This window comes from Saccharopolyspora hattusasensis (assembly GCF_050972075.1).
GTDB classification, from domain to species: Bacteria; Actinomycetota; Actinomycetes; order Mycobacteriales; family Pseudonocardiaceae; genus Saccharopolyspora; species Saccharopolyspora hattusasensis.
Genome location: NZ_JBPCDC010000001.1, coordinates 4,567,870 through 4,583,738 on the forward strand (window position 1 = coordinate 4,567,870; position 15,869 = coordinate 4,583,738).

A 15,869-nucleotide genomic window follows, 5' to 3' on the forward strand; every position below is an offset into this window, starting at 1 on the left:
CCATTGTGGACAAATATTGGAAGGGGTCGATCGAAATGAGTACCCGAACGAACCGGTGGGCGGCAACGCGCCGGCTCCGCACGCTGCTGCACGGCGACGGAGGCATGAGCACTGCCGAATACGCGGTGGGGACTGTCGCCGCGGTGGCGTTCGCTTCGCTGCTCTACAGCGTCGTGACCGGTGATTCGGTCAAGGACGCACTGGCTGGGCTCATCGCCCGCGGGCTGGAAGGCGGCGGTGTCTGATGGCGGAGGTGGTTCCGGCGCCGGTCGTTGCGCCCGGCGCCGGAACGACCGGCCGCGATGCCGGGGCGGTGACGGTCGAGGCGGCGCTGGGCATCTGCTCGGTGATCGCGGTGTTCGCGTTGATCTTGACCGGAGCCGGCGCGCTGATCGGCCATCTCCGCTGCACCGACGCGGCGGTCGAGGCCGCGCGGCTGGTGGCGCGCGGCGACCGGCCCCGCGCGGACGAGGCGGTCGGCCGCATCGCCCCGGCCGGCGCGTCGCTGTCGGTGCTGGTCGAGGGCGACCAGGTCAGCATCGAGGTGAGCGCGCCGCTGCCCGGTGGGTTCCTGCCCGGCCAGTCGCTGCGCGCACGCGCGGTGGCGGTGCTGGAACCGGGGGTCGAAGGGCTGGTGGCGCGATGAATGGCGATCGGGGCACGGCAACCGTGCTTTCGGCAGTGCTCTCGATGGCCTTGCTCGCCCTGCTGTGGTTCGTCCTGCAGTTGGGCGCGGTAACCATCGCCCGTCACCGGGCCGAAGGAGCGGCGGACCTCGCGGCGCTGGCCGCGGCGGCGTACGCGCCGCACGGACAGCAGCTTGCATGCGAACGGGCGAACCAGGTCGCGAGTGGGATGCGGGTCGAGATAGCTGAATGCACGATGGACGGATGGGATGCCCTCGTGGCAGTGCGAACCGATCTTCCCGCGTTCGTTCCGGGCGGGCGGAAAGCCAGCGCACGGGCCCGTGCCGGGCCGACCGACGACTGATCGGCCCGGCTGCGATGAGCGGTCGGCGAACGGTCGAGCCGCTCCGAAATCACCATTGGGAGCGGTCATTCCGGTGTCGCTCACCAGGATGATCTATCGGTGCTCGTGTTCGGCTGGGAGCGTTCGTCGCGGCTGAGCTACCGGTCGTCGACTGGGGGGTGTACTCGGCGGGGTCCGATGACGTTGATTAGTTGTGTGAGCGCAAGACCCAAGGTTTACGACAACGAGGTCGAGAACCAGGCGGCTGCCGAAGGTGATTCCGGAGGCGACCCCGAGCCGCCGGTCCGGCGCCCACTGTGGAACGAGGAGGCGGAGCAAATGCAACGGTCGGCGGACAGGTGGCCCAACGCCTTCCGCGGCGTCCCGGCCCACCCGGCCGGGTTGACCAGCAACCGGATCGAACTTCGCGTGCAGGCGATCGGATTCGCCTCGCGCGGTTGGCCGGTGCTGCCCGGAACTTATCCCGAAGAAGATGTCTGGATCGGCCGGCGCGGACGGCAGGAGAACGGCCTGGTGCCGGTCTACCGCGACTGGCAGGACCGGCTCGGCACCAACCCCGACGAGGTCACGTCCTGGTGGGCGGAGCGGCCGTACGGCCTGCTGATCGCCACCGGCGCCACGGTGGACGCCATCGAGGTCGACGCGGACCTCGGCCGCCGGGCCGCTTCGGTGCTGCGCGAACTCGGCTTCCCCGTGCCGATCGTCGCCACCCCGAACGGCCGCTGGTACTTCCTGATGTCCAGCGGCGGCGAGCTCTACCCCGAACTGGCCGAGCAAGATGAAATTTGCTTGCACGGCAACGGAAGTTGGGTGCCCATGCCCCCGACGGCCTACCCGGGCGGTGCGGTGCACTGGCGGGTCAAGCCCGAGGTGTGCGCCTGGCAGCTGCCCGGCTCCGACTTCGTGCAGGAGGCGTTCTGCACGAGTCTTGAACTCCTTGACAACAGCAATCCGGAGAACGTGGCGGAACTCCTCGCAGCGGGCAGGTGACCCCCTGCCGACCGCGCAGGCGCCGAACGGATCGGCATCCGCGCCCAGGGCCCCCAGTACGACCGGACACGCCTCTGAGCACGCACCAGCCCTTCGTGCTCAGCTCTCTTGTGGACGGTCGCCGTGGAGCCCAGCTGATCCAGCGGCGCTTCCCCCGAGCGCGGTCGAAACCGCGTCGAGAACAGCTACCGCCCCCGCCTTGTCCAGCGGTTCGTTGCCGTTCCCGCACTTCGGCGACTGGACGCAGGACGGGCACCCAGCCGGGCAGTCGCAGGAAGCGATCGCTTCCCGCGTCGCGGCCAGCCATGGGACCAATGCGGCATAACCGCGATCGGCGAATCCGGCCCCTCCCGGATGACCGTCGTGCACGAACACCGTTGCCTCCCCGGTGTCGGCATGCAAAGCGGTGGAAACCCCGCCGATGTCCCATCGATCGCAGGTCGCGAACAGCGGCAGCAGACCGATCGCCGCGTGCTCGGCGGCATGCAGCGCGCCGGGGACGAGCGCCGGATCCAGCCCGGCGCCCCCCGGCGTGCTGCCCACCAACAGCTCGTCGCCGACCGTGTACCAGACCGCCCGGGTCAGCAGGGTCTGCGCGGGGAGGTCCAGCGGAACCTGGTCCAGCACCTCGCCGGAGGGCCGTTTCCGCAGGTAGCCGACGACCTGCGAGGTGACCTCCACCTCGCCGAGGCAAACCGTGACGCCGCGTCCGGTGTCGTGTCGCTCGATCGTCCGCAGCACCGAGATGTCCACGACGTTGCGCGGTGAGGTCGTCCAATCCGGGCTCTCCTGGTGCACCAGGGCGATTCCGGTCTCCAGGTCCAGCTCGTCCACCACGAAGGACTCGCCGCGGTGCAGGTACATCGCGCCGGGGTGCACAGTCCCGCAGGCCGAGTCCGGATCCACGGTGCCGAGCATCCGCCCGGATTCGCCCTCCACGACGGCGATCGGGTGCCCACCGGCGCCCCGCAGTTCGACGTTCCGATGTGGACGCTCGCGGGAGGTCCAGAACCAGCCGTGCGGGCGCTTGCGCAGCACCCCGTCCGCGGTGAGCGCTTCCACGGCCCGGCGGGCGGGCTCGCCGCCGAAAACGTCGAAGGAGTCCTCGCCGAGCGGCAGCTCGGCGGCGGCGCAGGCCAGGTGCGGTTCGAGCACGTACGGGTTGGTCGGATCGAGCACCGTCGCCTCGACCGGCCGGTCGAGAACGGCGGGCGGGTGGTGCACCAGGTAGGTGTCCAGCGGATCGTCCCGCGCGACGAAGACCACCAGGGCGCCCTCGCCGTCCCGCCCGGCTCGTCCGGCCTGCTGCCAGAAGGACGCGAGGGTGCCGGGATATCCGGCGACCACGACGGCGTCGAGGCCGGAGATGTCGATGCCGAGCTCCAGCGCGTTGGTGGTGGCCACCGCGCGGAGCTCGCCCGACAGCAGGGAGCGCTCCAGCTCGCGGCGGTCCTCGGGCAGGTACCCGCCGCGGTAGGCGGCGACCTTCTGGGCCAACGATTCGTCCACATCGGACAGCGCACGCTGCGCGGACAGCGCAGCCAGCTCCACCCCGCGCCGGGACCGGATGAACGCCAACGTCCGGGCGTCCTCGATGACCAGCTCGGTCATGATGCGCGCAGCCTCGGTGCCGGCCGCCCGGCGCACCGGAGCGCCGTTCTCGCCGATGATCTCGCCGAGCAGCGGCGGTTCCCAGAACGCGATCGTCCGGGCCCCGCGCGGCGATCCGTCGTCGGTCACGGCGCGGCAGGAGACGCCGGTCAGGCGCGCGGCCAGCGATGCCGGGTCGGACACGGTCGCCGAGGCGAGCACGAAACCCGGATCCGCGCCGTAGTGCTGCGCGACGCGGCGCAGGCGGCGCAGCAGCAGCGCGACGTGCGAGCCGAACACTCCGCGGTAGGTGTGGCACTCGTCGACCACGATGTGGCTAAGGCGCCGGAAGAACCGCGCCCACCGGCCATGACCGGGCAGCACGCCGTAATGCAGCATGTCCGGGTTGGTGAAGATCCACCGACCGTGCGCGCGCACCCAGTCCCGCTCCACCTGCGGGGTGTCGCCGTCGTAGCTCGCCGCCCGGACCTCCCGCATGCCGAGCTCGTCGATCGTGCGCAGCTGGTCGGCGCCGAGCGCTTTGGTGGGGGCAAGGTAGAGCGCGGTCGCCCGGTCGTCGTTGAGCAGCTTGGACAGCACCGGCAGCTGGTAGACCAGCGACTTGCCGGACGCGGTGCCGGTCGCGACCACCACGTTCTCGCCCGCCCAGACGGCTTCGGCTCCTTCGGCCTGGTGCACCCACGGCTCCCGCGCACCGCGGTCACGGAGCGCGTCCACCAGCCGCGGCGGGGCCCACTTCGGCCAGTCGGCGGTCCGTGCCGGGCGGGCCGGCAGGTGCTCGACGTGACGCACCGGTGTTTCTTCGGCCGGTATGCCGACTACGGCGCGGTCGAGCAACCGCCGCCCCTTGTCCTCGTCCGCTGCGCGCACAGAAGCGAGCCTTGCACAGTGCCGATCGCGTCCTCTGCACGCGTTCCCGGTCCCCGCATCCGTGTCGGTATCGCTCGATCGGATGGTTCTTTCTGCAGTTTCGGGCCGCGACGCTGGCTGCGGCCGCGACACAGTGGACCGTCGGAGTCGTGTCCTCTACCTTATCTCACCCGATTGGGCCAAATCGAACTTTGCCCAATTGGGTGATCAAGTACCCATCTGAATCGATTATTTAGTAACGGAACCCCATGTCGGGACGAGTTGCGTATCACACCGTGAGGTAAGCCACTCGTGGCCTGAATAGACTCCCGAGCCACGACGTCGCCACGGACGGCCAGCGATAGATCACCGGCCGTACCGGGCGGGGCCGCCTACCGCGCATCGAATCCCGGTTGAGCTTTCCGGGTTCCGGTGCTGAACCGAGCACAACCCAGGAGGACGGATGTCCCTGCTCACCCCGGTCCAGCACGGCTGGGCCCAGGGCGCTGCACCACCGAGCTCGCATACCCGGATGGACCTCGCCCAGCAAGCCACCGGTATCGAACTCGGCGGCACCGACTACGTCGTCGTCGGCGTGGTCATGGTGATCGCCCTGGCCGCCCTGGCCTTCGGCTACGTCCTGATCAAGGAGGTGCTGTCCGCCGGCCAAGGAACGGCCAGGATGCAGGACATCGCCAAGGGCGTCCAGGAAGGCGCGTCGGCCTACCTGAACCGGCAGTTCCGCACACTGGCGATCTTCGCGGTGATCGTGTTCCTGGTGCTGTTCGCGCTGCCCGCGGAGAGCACCGGCGAGATGATCGGCCGATCGATCTTCTTCCTGTTCGGCGCCGCTTTCTCGGCCACCATCGGCTACCTCGGCATGTGGCTGTCCACCCGTGCGAACGTCCGCGTCGCGGCGGCAGCCCGCGAGGCGGGTGAGGGGCGCGAGAAGGCGATGCGGGTCGCGTTCCGCACCGGCGGCGTGGTCGGCATGATCACCGTCGGCCTCGGCCTGTTCGGCGCCGCGCTGGTGGTGCTGGTCTACGCCGGCGGCGCCCCGCGCGTGCTGGAGGGCTTCGGCTTCGGCGCCGCCCTGCTGGCGATGTTCATGCGAGTCGGCGGCGGCATCTTCACCAAGGCCGCCGACGTGGGTGCCGACCTGGTCGGCAAGGTCGAGCAGAACATCCCGGAGGACGACCCGCGCAACGCCGCCACGATCGCCGACAACGTCGGGGACAACGTCGGCGACTGCGCCGGTATGGCGGCCGACCTGTTCGAGTCCTACGCGGTCACCCTGGTCGCCTCGCTGATCCTGGGCACCGCCGCGTTCGGCCTGCACGGCCTGCTGTTCCCGCTGATCGTGCCCGCCCTGGGTGTGATCACGGCGGTGATCGGCGTCTACATCACCAAGGCCCGCGCCGGCGAGAGCGCGCTGACCGCGATCAACCGGTCCTTCTACATCTCGGCCGGCATCTCCGCGGTGCTCTGCGCGATCGCCGCGATGCTGTATCTGCCCAGTACGTTCGCCGAGCTCACCGGCGTCTCCGAGGGCATCCGGGCCACCAACGGCAGCCCGGCGCTGATCGCGCTGGTCGCGGTGATCATCGGCATCCTGCTCGCGGTGGTCATCCTCAAGCTCACCGGCTACTTCACCGCCACCGAGCACCGGCCGGTGCGCGACGTCGGCAAGTCGTCGCTGACCGGCGCGGCCACCGTGATCCTCTCCGGCCTCTCGGTGGGCTTCGAGTCCGCCGTGTACACCGCGCTGATCATCGGCGCGGCGGTGTTCGGCGCGTTCCTGCTGTCCGGGTCGCTGCCGGTGGCGCTGTTCGCCATCGCGCTGGCCGGCTGCGGTCTGTTGACCACCGTCGGCGTGATCGTCGCGATGGACACCTTCGGCCCGGTCAGCGACAACGCCCAGGGCATCGCCGAGATGTCCGGCGACGTCGAGGGCGAGGGCGCGAAGATCCTCACCGAGTTGGACGCCGTCGGCAACACCACCAAGGCGATCACCAAGGGCATCGCGATCGCGACGGCGGTGCTTGCCGCGACCGCGCTGTTCGGGTCCTACACGGACGCGATCGGCGTCGCGCTGGCCGATGTGGCCGGTCACCTCAGCGCCTCCGAGTTCTTCGTCTACGCGCCGAACGTGCTGGTGGGCGTGATCATCGGGGCGTCCGTGGTGTTCCTTTTCTCGGGCCTGGCGATCAACGCGGTGTCCCGCGCGGCCGGCGCCGTGGTCTACGAGGTGCGGCGGCAGTTCCGGGACAAGCCCGGGATCATGGACGGCTCGGAACGCCCCGAGTACGGCAAGGTCGTCGACATCTGCACCCGTGACTCGCTGCGCGAGCTGGCCACCCCTGGTCTGCTCGCTGTGCTGGCGCCGATCGCGGTCGGCTTCGGCCTGGGCGTCGGCCCGCTGGCGGGCTATCTCGCCGGTGCCATTGCCACCGGCACCCTGATGGCCATCTTCCTGGCCAACTCCGGTGGTGCCTGGGACAACGCGAAGAAGCTGGTCGAGGACGGCTACCACGGCGGCAAGGGCTCCGAGGCCCACTCCGCGACGGTCATCGGCGACACCGTCGGCGACCCGTTCAAGGACACCGCCGGTCCGGCGATCAACCCGCTGCTGAAGGTGATGAACCTGGTGTCGGTGCTGATCGCGCCGGCCGTGGTGACGTTCAGCGTGGGCGCGGGCGCGAACCAGGCGGTAGGGATCGGCATCGCGATCGTCGCGACCGCGGTGATCATCACCGCGGTCGTGGTCTCCAAGCGCCGCTCCACGGCGATCGCGGAGTCATCCCCGTCCGACGACAAGGCGGTCAACGGCGCGCCCTGACGTCGCGCCGATCGAGAAGGGCGCTGCCCCGCGGGGGCGGCGCCCTTTCCATGAGCTGGGGTTTCGGCGGGTAGCCGACCCCGGCTTCCGGCGTGCGGCGGCCGGTGGGGGAGAGTCGGGCGGCACGCCGAAGGCAACTCCGAACATTGCGAGGAGTGCGCATGAAGATCCGTTCGACGTCCATCGCGGTGCTGGCGGCCGTTCCGCTGGCGCTCGCCGGGTGCGCGGCAGGCCCCGCCCCGGCGCCGCCCCCGAAGGCCGCCGCCCCGAGCCCGGAGGGGGTTGCGTGGGTGGGCCGGATGTGCGGTCTGGTGGGCGGCTTCTCCGCTTCCCAGAAGCAGCTCCCGCCCGTGGACAAGACGAACACGGCCACGCTCAAGAAAACGGTGATCGAACGAATCGACTCGGCGGTGGGTTCCGCCGATGGCACCATCCAGGGCCTGAAGGGCCTGGGCCCGTCGCCGATCGCGGGCGCGGACCAGGTCAACGAGGGTTTCCAGCAGGGCTTCACGCAGGTCCGCGATCTCCTGCAGGGGGCGGGCGACAAGGCGAAGCAGATCGACCCGACCAACGAACAGCGGTTCCAGGAGGGCATGACCGGCCTGCAGCAGGAGCTGCAGAAGGGCCAGCAGCTGAACCTCCAGGACAAGCTGGAGCAGCTGGACCACAACGACGAGCTCAAGACCGCCGCCGAGCAGGCGCCGGATTGCAAGCAGTTCTTCGCCCAGCGCCAGCAGCAACCCCCAGGCTGAGACCGGCCGCTGGGCTGGTTGGGTGCAGCGAACGGCCTGTTCACCTCGACTCGTGAAGCGAACGGGCCGTTCGCTCCAACTCGCAACCCCGCTGCCGAGCCAGTTCGGCGGTGAACAAACCCGCTGACAGTTTCAATTCAAACTGCGGTAGAGCCTCACGCATACGGATGGATGTGCTGGCCAAAGTCGAACTACCGTTCTAGCATGCGGGCCGTGGACCAGCTGTCCTTCTACTCGGCCGAGGCGCGGCAGCCAGACGTCGCCGACCTCGCGGGCATGCTGTGCGGCCCCGGGCAGGCGGTCGGCTTCGGCCGCGGCACCGCGGCCCGGCTGTCCGTGGTGGTCGACGCCGAATGGCGCGCCCGCTCCCTGGTCGCGGCCTGCGCCGAACGCGGCGTGGAAGCCGAGCTCGGCCGCTCCGACGAGGGCCGACCGCTGATCCGCACCGCTTTCCGTTCGGACCTCACCGGCCTCGCCGCGCGCTGGCTGCGCGGCGCCGTGAAATCCGTCCCGCCGGACTTCGTCCCGGACGGCGCTGCCCTCCGGATCTGGGCGCTGACCGCCGGCTACGGCGAGCCCACCGGCTACCGCCTCGGGCTCGATCCGCACGCGCCCGACACGCACGCGCCGCTGGCCGCGGCGCTGCTCGGCTGCGGCCTCCCGGCCAAGCCGGTCGGCCCGCGTGCCGGTGGCCCTGCGCTGCGCGTCGCCGGTCGTCGCCGGTTGGCCCGCCTCGCCGAGCTCGTCGGCCCAACTCCCGATGGTGCGATCGAGCGAACGTGGCCCCTGGTGTCCTGACCGGGTTGACGCACATCACGCCAGGTCACGCAACGGAACACTGGAGTCACCCGATACGTTCGTACAAGAAGATGTTGACGAGTCTTAGCGTGTTATGTGCAACCCTGTGCCTTCCCTGCGCGCTGCGAACTAGCGCACAAGGGGCACACTGAGGAACTTGTCGGGTAGCACCGGGTGCAGCGGAAGTCTCCGGAAGAAGAGAGCAGGTAAGCGTGGCTGGGTCGACACGGACGAAGAAGGCCGGCGGGACCGGCCGGGCTTCGGGGTCCCCCAACGGGGCTGGCTCCGCGAGCCGGCGCTTGGTGATCGTCGAGTCGCCGGCGAAAGCCAAGAAGATCGCCTCCTACCTGGGCTCGAACTTCATCGTCGAGTCTTCTCGCGGGCACATCCGGGACCTGCCGAAGAACGCCAAGGACGTGCCCGAGAAGTACAAGGGGCAGGCGTGGGCCCGGCTGGGCGTCGACGTCGACAACGACTTCGAGCCGCTGTACCTGGTGAGCTCGGACAAGAAGTCGACGGTCACCGAGCTGAAGGACGCGCTCAAGCAGGTCGACGAGCTCTACCTCGCGACGGACGGTGACCGCGAGGGCGAGGCGATCGCCTGGCACCTGCTGGAGACGCTGAAGCCGAAGGTGCCGGTTCGCCGGATGGTGTTCCACGAGATCACCGAGTCGGCGATCCAGGCGGCCGCCGCCAACCCGCGCGACCTGGACCACGACCTGGTGGACGCGCAGGAGACCCGCCGCATCCTGGACCGGCTGTACGGCTACGAGGTCAGCCCGGTGCTGTGGAAGAAGGTCATGCCGAAGCTATCGGCGGGCCGCGTGCAGTCGGTGGCGACCCGGATCGTGGTCGAGCGGGAGCGCGAGCGGATCAGGTTCGTCCCGGCCGAGTACTGGGACATCTCCGCGACGATGGATGCCGGCCCGGACGCCTCGCCGCGGCGCTTCGGCGCACGCCTGGTGAACGTGGACGGCGCGAAGTTGGCCACCGGCCGCGACTTCGGCCCGGACGGGCGGCTCAAGAACCCCGACACGCGGGTGCTGACCAAGCAGGAGGCCCGCAGCCTCGCCGCCGCGCTCACCGATGCGCAGCTGCACGTGTCCAGCGTCGAGGAGAAGCCGTACACGCGGAAGCCGTACGCGCCGTTCATGACCTCCACGCTGCAGCAGGAAGCCAGCCGAAAGCTGCGTTTCTCGGCCGACCGGACGATGCGCACGGCGCAGCGGTTGTACGAGAACGGTTACATCACGTACATGCGGACCGACTCGACGACGCTGTCCGAGACGGCGATCACGGCGGCGCGCAACCAGGCCCGCGACCTGTACGGCGAGCAGTACCTGCCACCGCAGCCGCGCCAGTACAACCGCAAGGTCAAGAACGCCCAGGAGGCGCACGAGGCGATCCGCCCGGCGGGCGAGAGCTTCCGCACCCCGGGCGAGGTCGCGGCCGAGCTGCGTAACGACGTTGACGGCTACAAGCTCTACGAGCTGATCTGGCAGCGGACCATCGCCTCCCAGATGGCCGACGCGAAGGGCACCACGCTGTCGGTGCGCATCACCGGCACCGCCTCCAGCGGCGAGGAGTGCACCTTCGCCGCATCCGGCCGCACGATCACCTTCGCCGGATTCCTGAAGGCCTACGTCGAGGCGGTCGACTCGGAGGCCGGTGGGGTCGCCGACGACGCGGAGTCGCGGCTGCCACAGCTGGTGCAGGACCAGTCGGTCACCGCGCCGGAGCTGTCGCCGGACGGGCACACCACCAACCCGCCGCCGCGCTTCACCGAAGCCAGCCTGGTCAAGACGCTGGAAGAGCTGGGCATCGGCCGCCCGTCGACCTACGCGTCGATCATCAGCACCGTGCAGGAGCGCGGCTACGTGTGGAAGAAGGGCTCCGCCCTGGTCCCGTCGTGGATCGCCTTCGCCGTGGTCGGCCTGCTGGAGAAGCACTTCGGCCGGCTGGTGGACTACGACTTCACGGCCGCGCTGGAGGACGAACTGGACCGCATCGCCGAGGGGCGCCAGCAGCGCACCCGATGGCTGTCCGGGTTCTACTTCGGCGGCGACATCGGCCCGGAGGACTCGATCGGCCGGGCCGGCGGGCTGAAGAAGCTGGTCGGTTCCGGGGTCGAGGAGATCGACCCGCGTGAGATCAACTCCATCCCGATGTTCAACGACGACGAGGACCGCACCGTCTACGTGCGGGTCGGCCGCTACGGCCCTTACCTGGAGCGGATGCTGGGCGACGGCTCGTCGCAGCGCGCGAACCTGCCGGACGACCTGCCGCCGGACGAGCTCACCGTGGAGATCGCGGAGAAGCTGTTCGCGACCCCGATGGAGGGCCGCAGCCTCGGCACCGACCCGGAGTCGGGGAACGAGGTGGTCGCGAAGGAAGGCCGGTTCGGGCCGTACGTCACCGAGATCCTGCCCGAGGGCAGCAAGGGCAAGCCCCGCACTGGCAGCCTGTTCAAGCACATGTCGCTGGACACCGTGAGGCTCGACGACGCGCTGAAGCTGCTGTCGCTGCCGCGCGTGGTGGGCAAGGACCCGGAGTCCGGCAACGAGATCACGGCGCAGAACGGCCGCTACGGCCCGTACCTGAAGAAGGGCACGGACTCGCGCTCGCTGGAGACCGAGGACCAGATCTTCTCGATCACGCTGGAGGAGGCGCTCAAGATCTACGAGCAGCCGAAGCAGCGGGGTCGGCGGGCGGCCGCGGCGCCGCTGCGGGAGCTCGGCGAGGCGCCGGACACCGGCAAGCCGCTGGTGATCAAGGATGGCCGGTTCGGTCCGTACGTCACGGACGGCGAGACCAACGCGTCGCTGCGCAAGGGCGATGACGTCGAGTCATTGACCATGGACCGCGCGGTGGAACTGCTCGCGGAGCGGCGCGCCAAGGCCCCGGCGAAGAAGAAGGCGCCAGCCAAGAAGACCACCGCGACGAAGAGCACGGCGACGAAGAGCACGGCGACGAAGAGCACGGCGACGAAGAGCACGGCGACGAAGAGCACGGCGACGAAGAGTACGGCGACGAAGAGTACGGCGACGAAGAGCACGGCGACGAAGAGCACGGCGGCCAAGAAGCGGGCGAGTTCCTCTTCGAAGTCGGCGTGATCCCGCCATTCAGCTGATCCCGGGGCCGTGAGTCCTTTGGGTTGCCATCGGCATAGGCCGCCCAAAGACTCACGGCCCCGTTGGCGAACTGGCGGCGAGGCCGGTCGGTGCCGCCCCGTACAGTCTGGGTGTCCGCGAAGTACTGGAGGCGACGTGATGCAGACCGACGCTCCGGGGCAGCCGAAGACCGGCGTGTGGGCGGAGGTCGTCGGACAGCCCGACGCGGTGCAGACGTTGTTCGCCGCAGTGCGCGCCGCCCACCTCCAGGCGCGGGGTGAGCCGGTCCCGCCGGGATCGATGACGCACGCGTGGCTGTTCACCGGGCCGCCCGGATCGGGCCGCTCTACCGCCGCCCGGGCCTTCGCCGCGGCACTGCAGTGCTCGGACCACGAGCAGCCGGGCTGCGGGCACTGCTCGGCGTGCCGGACGGTGCTGCACGGCACCCACGCGGACGTTCGGCTGGTGGTGCCGGAAGGCCTGTCGATCTCGGTCGCGGAGATGCGGGCGCTCGTGCAGGCCGCGGCGCGGCGGCCGACCACCGGCCAGTGGCGCATCGTGCTGATCGAAGACTCCGACCGGCTCACGGAAGGCGCCGCGAACGCCCTGCTCAAGGCGGTGGAGGAGCCGCCGCCGAGGACCGTGTTCCTGCTGTGCGCGCCGTCTGACCACCCGGAGGACGTGTCCGTCACGATCCGCTCCCGCTGCCGCGTCGTGCAGTTGCGCACGCCGTTGTCCGGCGCGATCGCCGAGGTGCTGCACGAGCGCGATGGAGTGGACGCGGAGCTCGCGCAGTGGGCGGCTTCGGTGTGTGGCGGCCACATCGGCCGGGCGCGGCGGCTGGCGACCGACGAGGAGGTGCGGGAGCGGCGCGAGTCGGTGTTGCGCATTCCGCTGGGGCTGCGCCGGTTCTCGGACGTTTTCACGGCGGCCACCGGGCTGGTGAAGTTGGCCGAGACGGAAGCGGTCACCGCGAACGAGGACCGCAACGAGGCCGAGAAGGAAGAGCTGAAGACCGCGATGGGCGCGGGCGGCACGGGCAAGGGCACGGCGGCGGCCACCCGCGGCGCGAACGCGGCGCTGAAGGAACTGGAGAAGCGCCAGAAGTCGCGCGCCACGCGCTCCCAGCGGGACGCGCTGGACCTGGCGTTGGTCGACCTGGCGGCTTTCTACCGGGACGTGCTGGTAACCCGCGCGGGCTCGACCGCCCCGCTGAACCACCCGGACTTCGAACGTTCGGTGGCGAAGGCGGCGGCGGAGTGGACGTCGGAGTCGGCGCTGCGCCGCCTCGACGCGGTCCTGGAGTGCCGCGAAGCCCTGACGCAGAACGTGAAGCCCATCATCGCGGTGGAAGCAATGCTAGCCGTCCTCTACACCGGATGACTCCACAGTGGACACTGATGTGTTCAGGCCGGTGAGGGTCCTTGAGTCTTTTGGGCGCTGTAGAGCCTGTTCGGAAACTCGTTTCGCGTAGTGGTGCGCCGTCGCTGGCTGGTGTGGAGCGAACGGCCTGTCCGCTTCGATAGGTGAAGTGAACGGTCCGTTCGCTCCATCCGCTCCACGCCGGCCTTGCACTGCAGTGGTCGACGCGGATCTCCTGTGAAGTCCCGGCGAACAACCGGACGCTGGCGACCTGGAACGTCGAGGTCGACTGCACGGCTTTGCCGGTCCGCCCGGGAGCGGAAGCGAGCTGCACGTTGGAATGCGCGTGGACGGCGTCCGGCACATGCAGCAGCGAGCCCGACGGTGGGGCACGCGCTGAAGCGGCGGACTGCCCGCATCCGAGAACCTCCCGGTCACGTGTTAAGCATCACTGTTGATCCAACGAGTCGAAGGTGACGAGGTGGCGAAGGAAGTCGTCGCAGTGCGCCGGCCGAAGGTGGGGTCTTCCCGGAGTCAATCCCGGCCACCAGCGAAGACAAGCGCCGATCGGGCCAGCGCCAAGCAGTGGGGCCGTGAACGACGGCGAGGCCCGGCCCGCTACACTTGCTCATGCAACGCCGCCTTAGCTCAGTCGGCTAGAGCGACGCACTCGTAATGCGTAGGTCAAGGGTTCGATTCCCTTAGGCGGCTCGCTGGAAAGACCGCAGGATCACCCAGGTGACCTGCGGTTTTTCTTTTTGCCCGAGGTGAGGTGGCGTGACGCAGCTTCCCTGCGAACGGTCTCTGCGTGCCCGATGCGTGCCGATCGGTACCGGTGCGCGTCCGTGGAACCAGCCGGACTGCTGCCTCGGCCGCCTCGCGGGCAACCTGCGGAAGCACGCTCGATGCCGCCGAGCGGTGCGCTCCGGCCGCGGCGGGTCGGGCGGCATCAGGGTGAGGGCGCCGATCAAGATGAGGAAGGACAGCGCGACCGGCGCTCGGCCGGCAGCTCCGCGACGACATCGAGCCGCACCACCGCGCGATCGACGCGGTGCCCGGGCCGTCGTGAGCGCGCGGAGCATCAACGGCTTGCTGCACGTCGGGCGTCTCCTACGGCGGTGTATCGGTGAGCACCCAGAACTGGCTGCTCTGCTCACGGCCGTAGCCGGGCGCACCGCCCGCTTGACGGAGTTGGTTTCGCCGGCCAGGGCCCGTGAGTGGTTTAGGGCGTTCTAGCACCCGGAAGCGCTCACGGGCCCCCACCTGCGGGAACGCCGCCCTGGTTGCATGACAGCCGGTCATGCCATGCGCAAGTGTTGGCTGACGGATCGGGGTGGTTGATGGATAGTGAGGACTTGCTGGCGTTCCTCGGCGTCGTGGGCCATGCGCAGCGCCGGCGCGTCATCGCCGAGCTCGCCGACGGGCGGTTGTACGTCAGCGAGCTCCACCGCCACGCTCTACCTGGCCGCCGACGTGATCTTCTCGTCGCTGGCTACCGGCACGATCACCCGTCGTGCTGGTCGCGTGGCCAGATGGTGCTGGAAGACACCGCCGGGCAGACCGTCCGTCTCCCCGACTACCAGGGCAAGCCTTCGCGGCGATCCCCGGAGCCCTCACCCTGTCCCCGCGCGACTGGGAAGACTCGTGAGCGGCGCTGCCGGTAAGAACCGGAACGGCCACTCACGACGGTCAGCCGGAGACTGCTCGCAGACCGCCGGGGTGGCGCCCGTCGAGGCGGTCCAGCGCTGCCGCGGTCGAGTCGTCGGCGGGCAGGTAGATGATCAGGCGCTGGTCGTCGGTTCCCGACACCTCCAGGACCTCGAAACCCAGCCGCAGCTCGCCGACCTCGGGATGCACCCAGCGCTCCACTCCGGTGCGCTCCGGAACGACCTGCTGTGCCTCGAACCGGCTGGTGAACGGGGCTCCGGCGGCGGCGCTCAGCTCCTCGACGAGGCCCGCGGAATGCGGGTCGTCGCAGTGGAAACCGAGCTTGAGGAAGTTGACCTGGGCGTCGGCGATGCGTGCCCACTCGGGGTGCGCAGTGCGCGCGCGGTCGTCGGTGAACACGAAGCGCACCAGGTTGGGCCGCTCGGCGTCCAGGACCCCGACCGGGCCCGCCAGTCGCTGGTAGCCGTCCGTGCGGGCGAGGACGTCGCCGATCCGGTTGACCACCAGCGCCGGACTCGGTTCGAGCCGCTGGAGGATCGCCTGCACACCTTCGCGAACCGTCCGCACCGGCGGCTCGGCGACCCGCGGGCACAGCGCGCTCGGCTTGTTCGTGCCCAGGATCAGCCACAACTGCGCGCGCTCCTCGGAGGACAGCCGCAGAGCGTCGACGAGGGCACCCAGCACCTCGGAGGACGGGTGGCGGTCCCGGCCCTGCTCCAGCCGGGTGAGGTATTCGACGCTGATCCCGGCGAGCATCGCCAGCTCCGTGCGCCGCAGCCCGGGCGTGCGCCGTCGCGGTCCGGTGGGCAGCCCCACCTCGGCGGGCGTGATGGCTTCCCGACGGGCGCGCAGGAAGGCCCCGAATTCGTTGTCGCGCACGACAGGAACCTACCTGCTGGG

Annotated in this window: 12 protein-coding genes and 1 tRNA gene; 11 read left to right on the forward strand and 2 right to left on the reverse strand. The window is 69.9% G+C overall.

All coding sequences use genetic code 11. The features are described from left to right. Positions 1 to 35 precede the first annotated feature (35 nt). From ACRXBZ_RS21575 to ACRXBZ_RS21590, 4 genes are all read left to right on the forward strand, one after another. Positions 36 to 245 (forward strand): DUF4244 domain-containing protein, encoded by a 210-nt coding sequence (locus tag ACRXBZ_RS21575; RefSeq protein ID WP_433880627.1) that lies wholly within the window; start codon positions 36 to 38, stop codon positions 243 to 245. Beyond that, the gene (locus tag ACRXBZ_RS21580) at positions 245 to 646 is read left to right on the forward strand and encodes a TadE family type IV pilus minor pilin (RefSeq protein ID WP_433880628.1); all 402 of its coding nucleotides are present in this window, start codon (positions 245 to 247) and stop codon (positions 644 to 646) included. The genes ACRXBZ_RS21575 and ACRXBZ_RS21580 overlap by 1 nt, the downstream gene beginning before the upstream one ends. After that, complete coding sequence (locus tag ACRXBZ_RS21585) at positions 643 to 990, forward strand: Rv3654c family TadE-like protein (RefSeq protein WP_433880629.1); 348 nt, start codon at positions 643 to 645, stop codon at positions 988 to 990. Before ACRXBZ_RS21580 ends, ACRXBZ_RS21585 begins: the two co-directional genes overlap by 4 nt. 195 nt (positions 991 to 1,185) lie before the next feature. Further along, a complete protein-coding gene (locus tag ACRXBZ_RS21590; RefSeq protein WP_433880630.1) occupies positions 1,186 to 1,980 on the forward strand; it encodes a bifunctional DNA primase/polymerase in 795 nt (264 codons plus the stop codon). A 99-nt stretch (positions 1,981 to 2,079) separates the two neighbouring features. Here the strand turns inward: ACRXBZ_RS21590 and ACRXBZ_RS21595 are convergent, their stop codons facing one another. Continuing rightward, complete coding sequence (locus tag ACRXBZ_RS21595) at positions 2,080 to 4,461, reverse strand: DEAD/DEAH box helicase (RefSeq protein WP_433880631.1); 2,382 nt, start codon at positions 4,459 to 4,461, stop codon at positions 2,080 to 2,082. Between the two features lie 511 nt (positions 4,462 to 4,972). Between ACRXBZ_RS21595 and ACRXBZ_RS21600 the strand changes: the two genes are divergently transcribed. The 7 genes from ACRXBZ_RS21600 to ACRXBZ_RS21630 all read left to right on the forward strand — a co-directional run bounded on the left by ACRXBZ_RS21600 (position 4,973) and on the right by ACRXBZ_RS21630 (position 14,965). Further along, entirely contained in the window at positions 4,973 to 7,279 is a 2,307-nt protein-coding gene (locus ACRXBZ_RS21600) for a sodium-translocating pyrophosphatase (RefSeq protein ID WP_433883939.1), read from the forward strand. A 161-nt stretch (positions 7,280 to 7,440) separates the two neighbouring features. Continuing rightward, positions 7,441 to 8,031 (forward strand): hypothetical protein, encoded by a 591-nt coding sequence (locus tag ACRXBZ_RS21605; RefSeq protein ID WP_433880632.1) that lies wholly within the window; start codon positions 7,441 to 7,443, stop codon positions 8,029 to 8,031. A 204-nt stretch (positions 8,032 to 8,235) separates the two neighbouring features. Further along, entirely contained in the window at positions 8,236 to 8,829 is a 594-nt protein-coding gene (locus tag ACRXBZ_RS21610; RefSeq protein WP_210435555.1) for a hypothetical protein, read from the forward strand. 212 nt (positions 8,830 to 9,041) lie between these two features. Further along, positions 9,042 to 11,942, forward strand: a complete 2,901-nt coding sequence (gene topA / locus ACRXBZ_RS21615; protein WP_433880633.1) for a type I DNA topoisomerase — start codon at positions 9,042 to 9,044, stop codon at positions 11,940 to 11,942. Positions 11,943 to 12,098: 156 nt separating this feature from the next. After that, positions 12,099 to 13,322 carry a DNA polymerase III subunit delta' gene (locus ACRXBZ_RS21620; protein ID WP_433880634.1) on the forward strand — a complete coding sequence of 408 codons (1,224 nt, stop codon included), beginning with the start codon at positions 12,099 to 12,101 and terminating at the stop codon, positions 13,320 to 13,322. Positions 13,323 to 13,938: 616 nt separating this feature from the next. Beyond that, positions 13,939 to 14,012, forward strand: a tRNA-Thr gene (locus tag ACRXBZ_RS21625). 629 nt (positions 14,013 to 14,641) lie between these two features. Further along, entirely contained in the window at positions 14,642 to 14,965 is a 324-nt protein-coding gene (locus ACRXBZ_RS21630) for a hypothetical protein (RefSeq protein ID WP_433880635.1), read from the forward strand. Positions 14,966 to 14,990: 25 nt separating this feature from the next. Here ACRXBZ_RS21630 and ACRXBZ_RS21635 read toward each other — a convergent pair whose 3' ends face one another. Continuing rightward, entirely contained in the window at positions 14,991 to 15,848 is an 858-nt protein-coding gene (locus ACRXBZ_RS21635) for a helix-turn-helix transcriptional regulator (RefSeq protein ID WP_433880636.1), read from the reverse strand. Between the last annotated feature and the right edge of the window lie 21 nt (positions 15,849 to 15,869).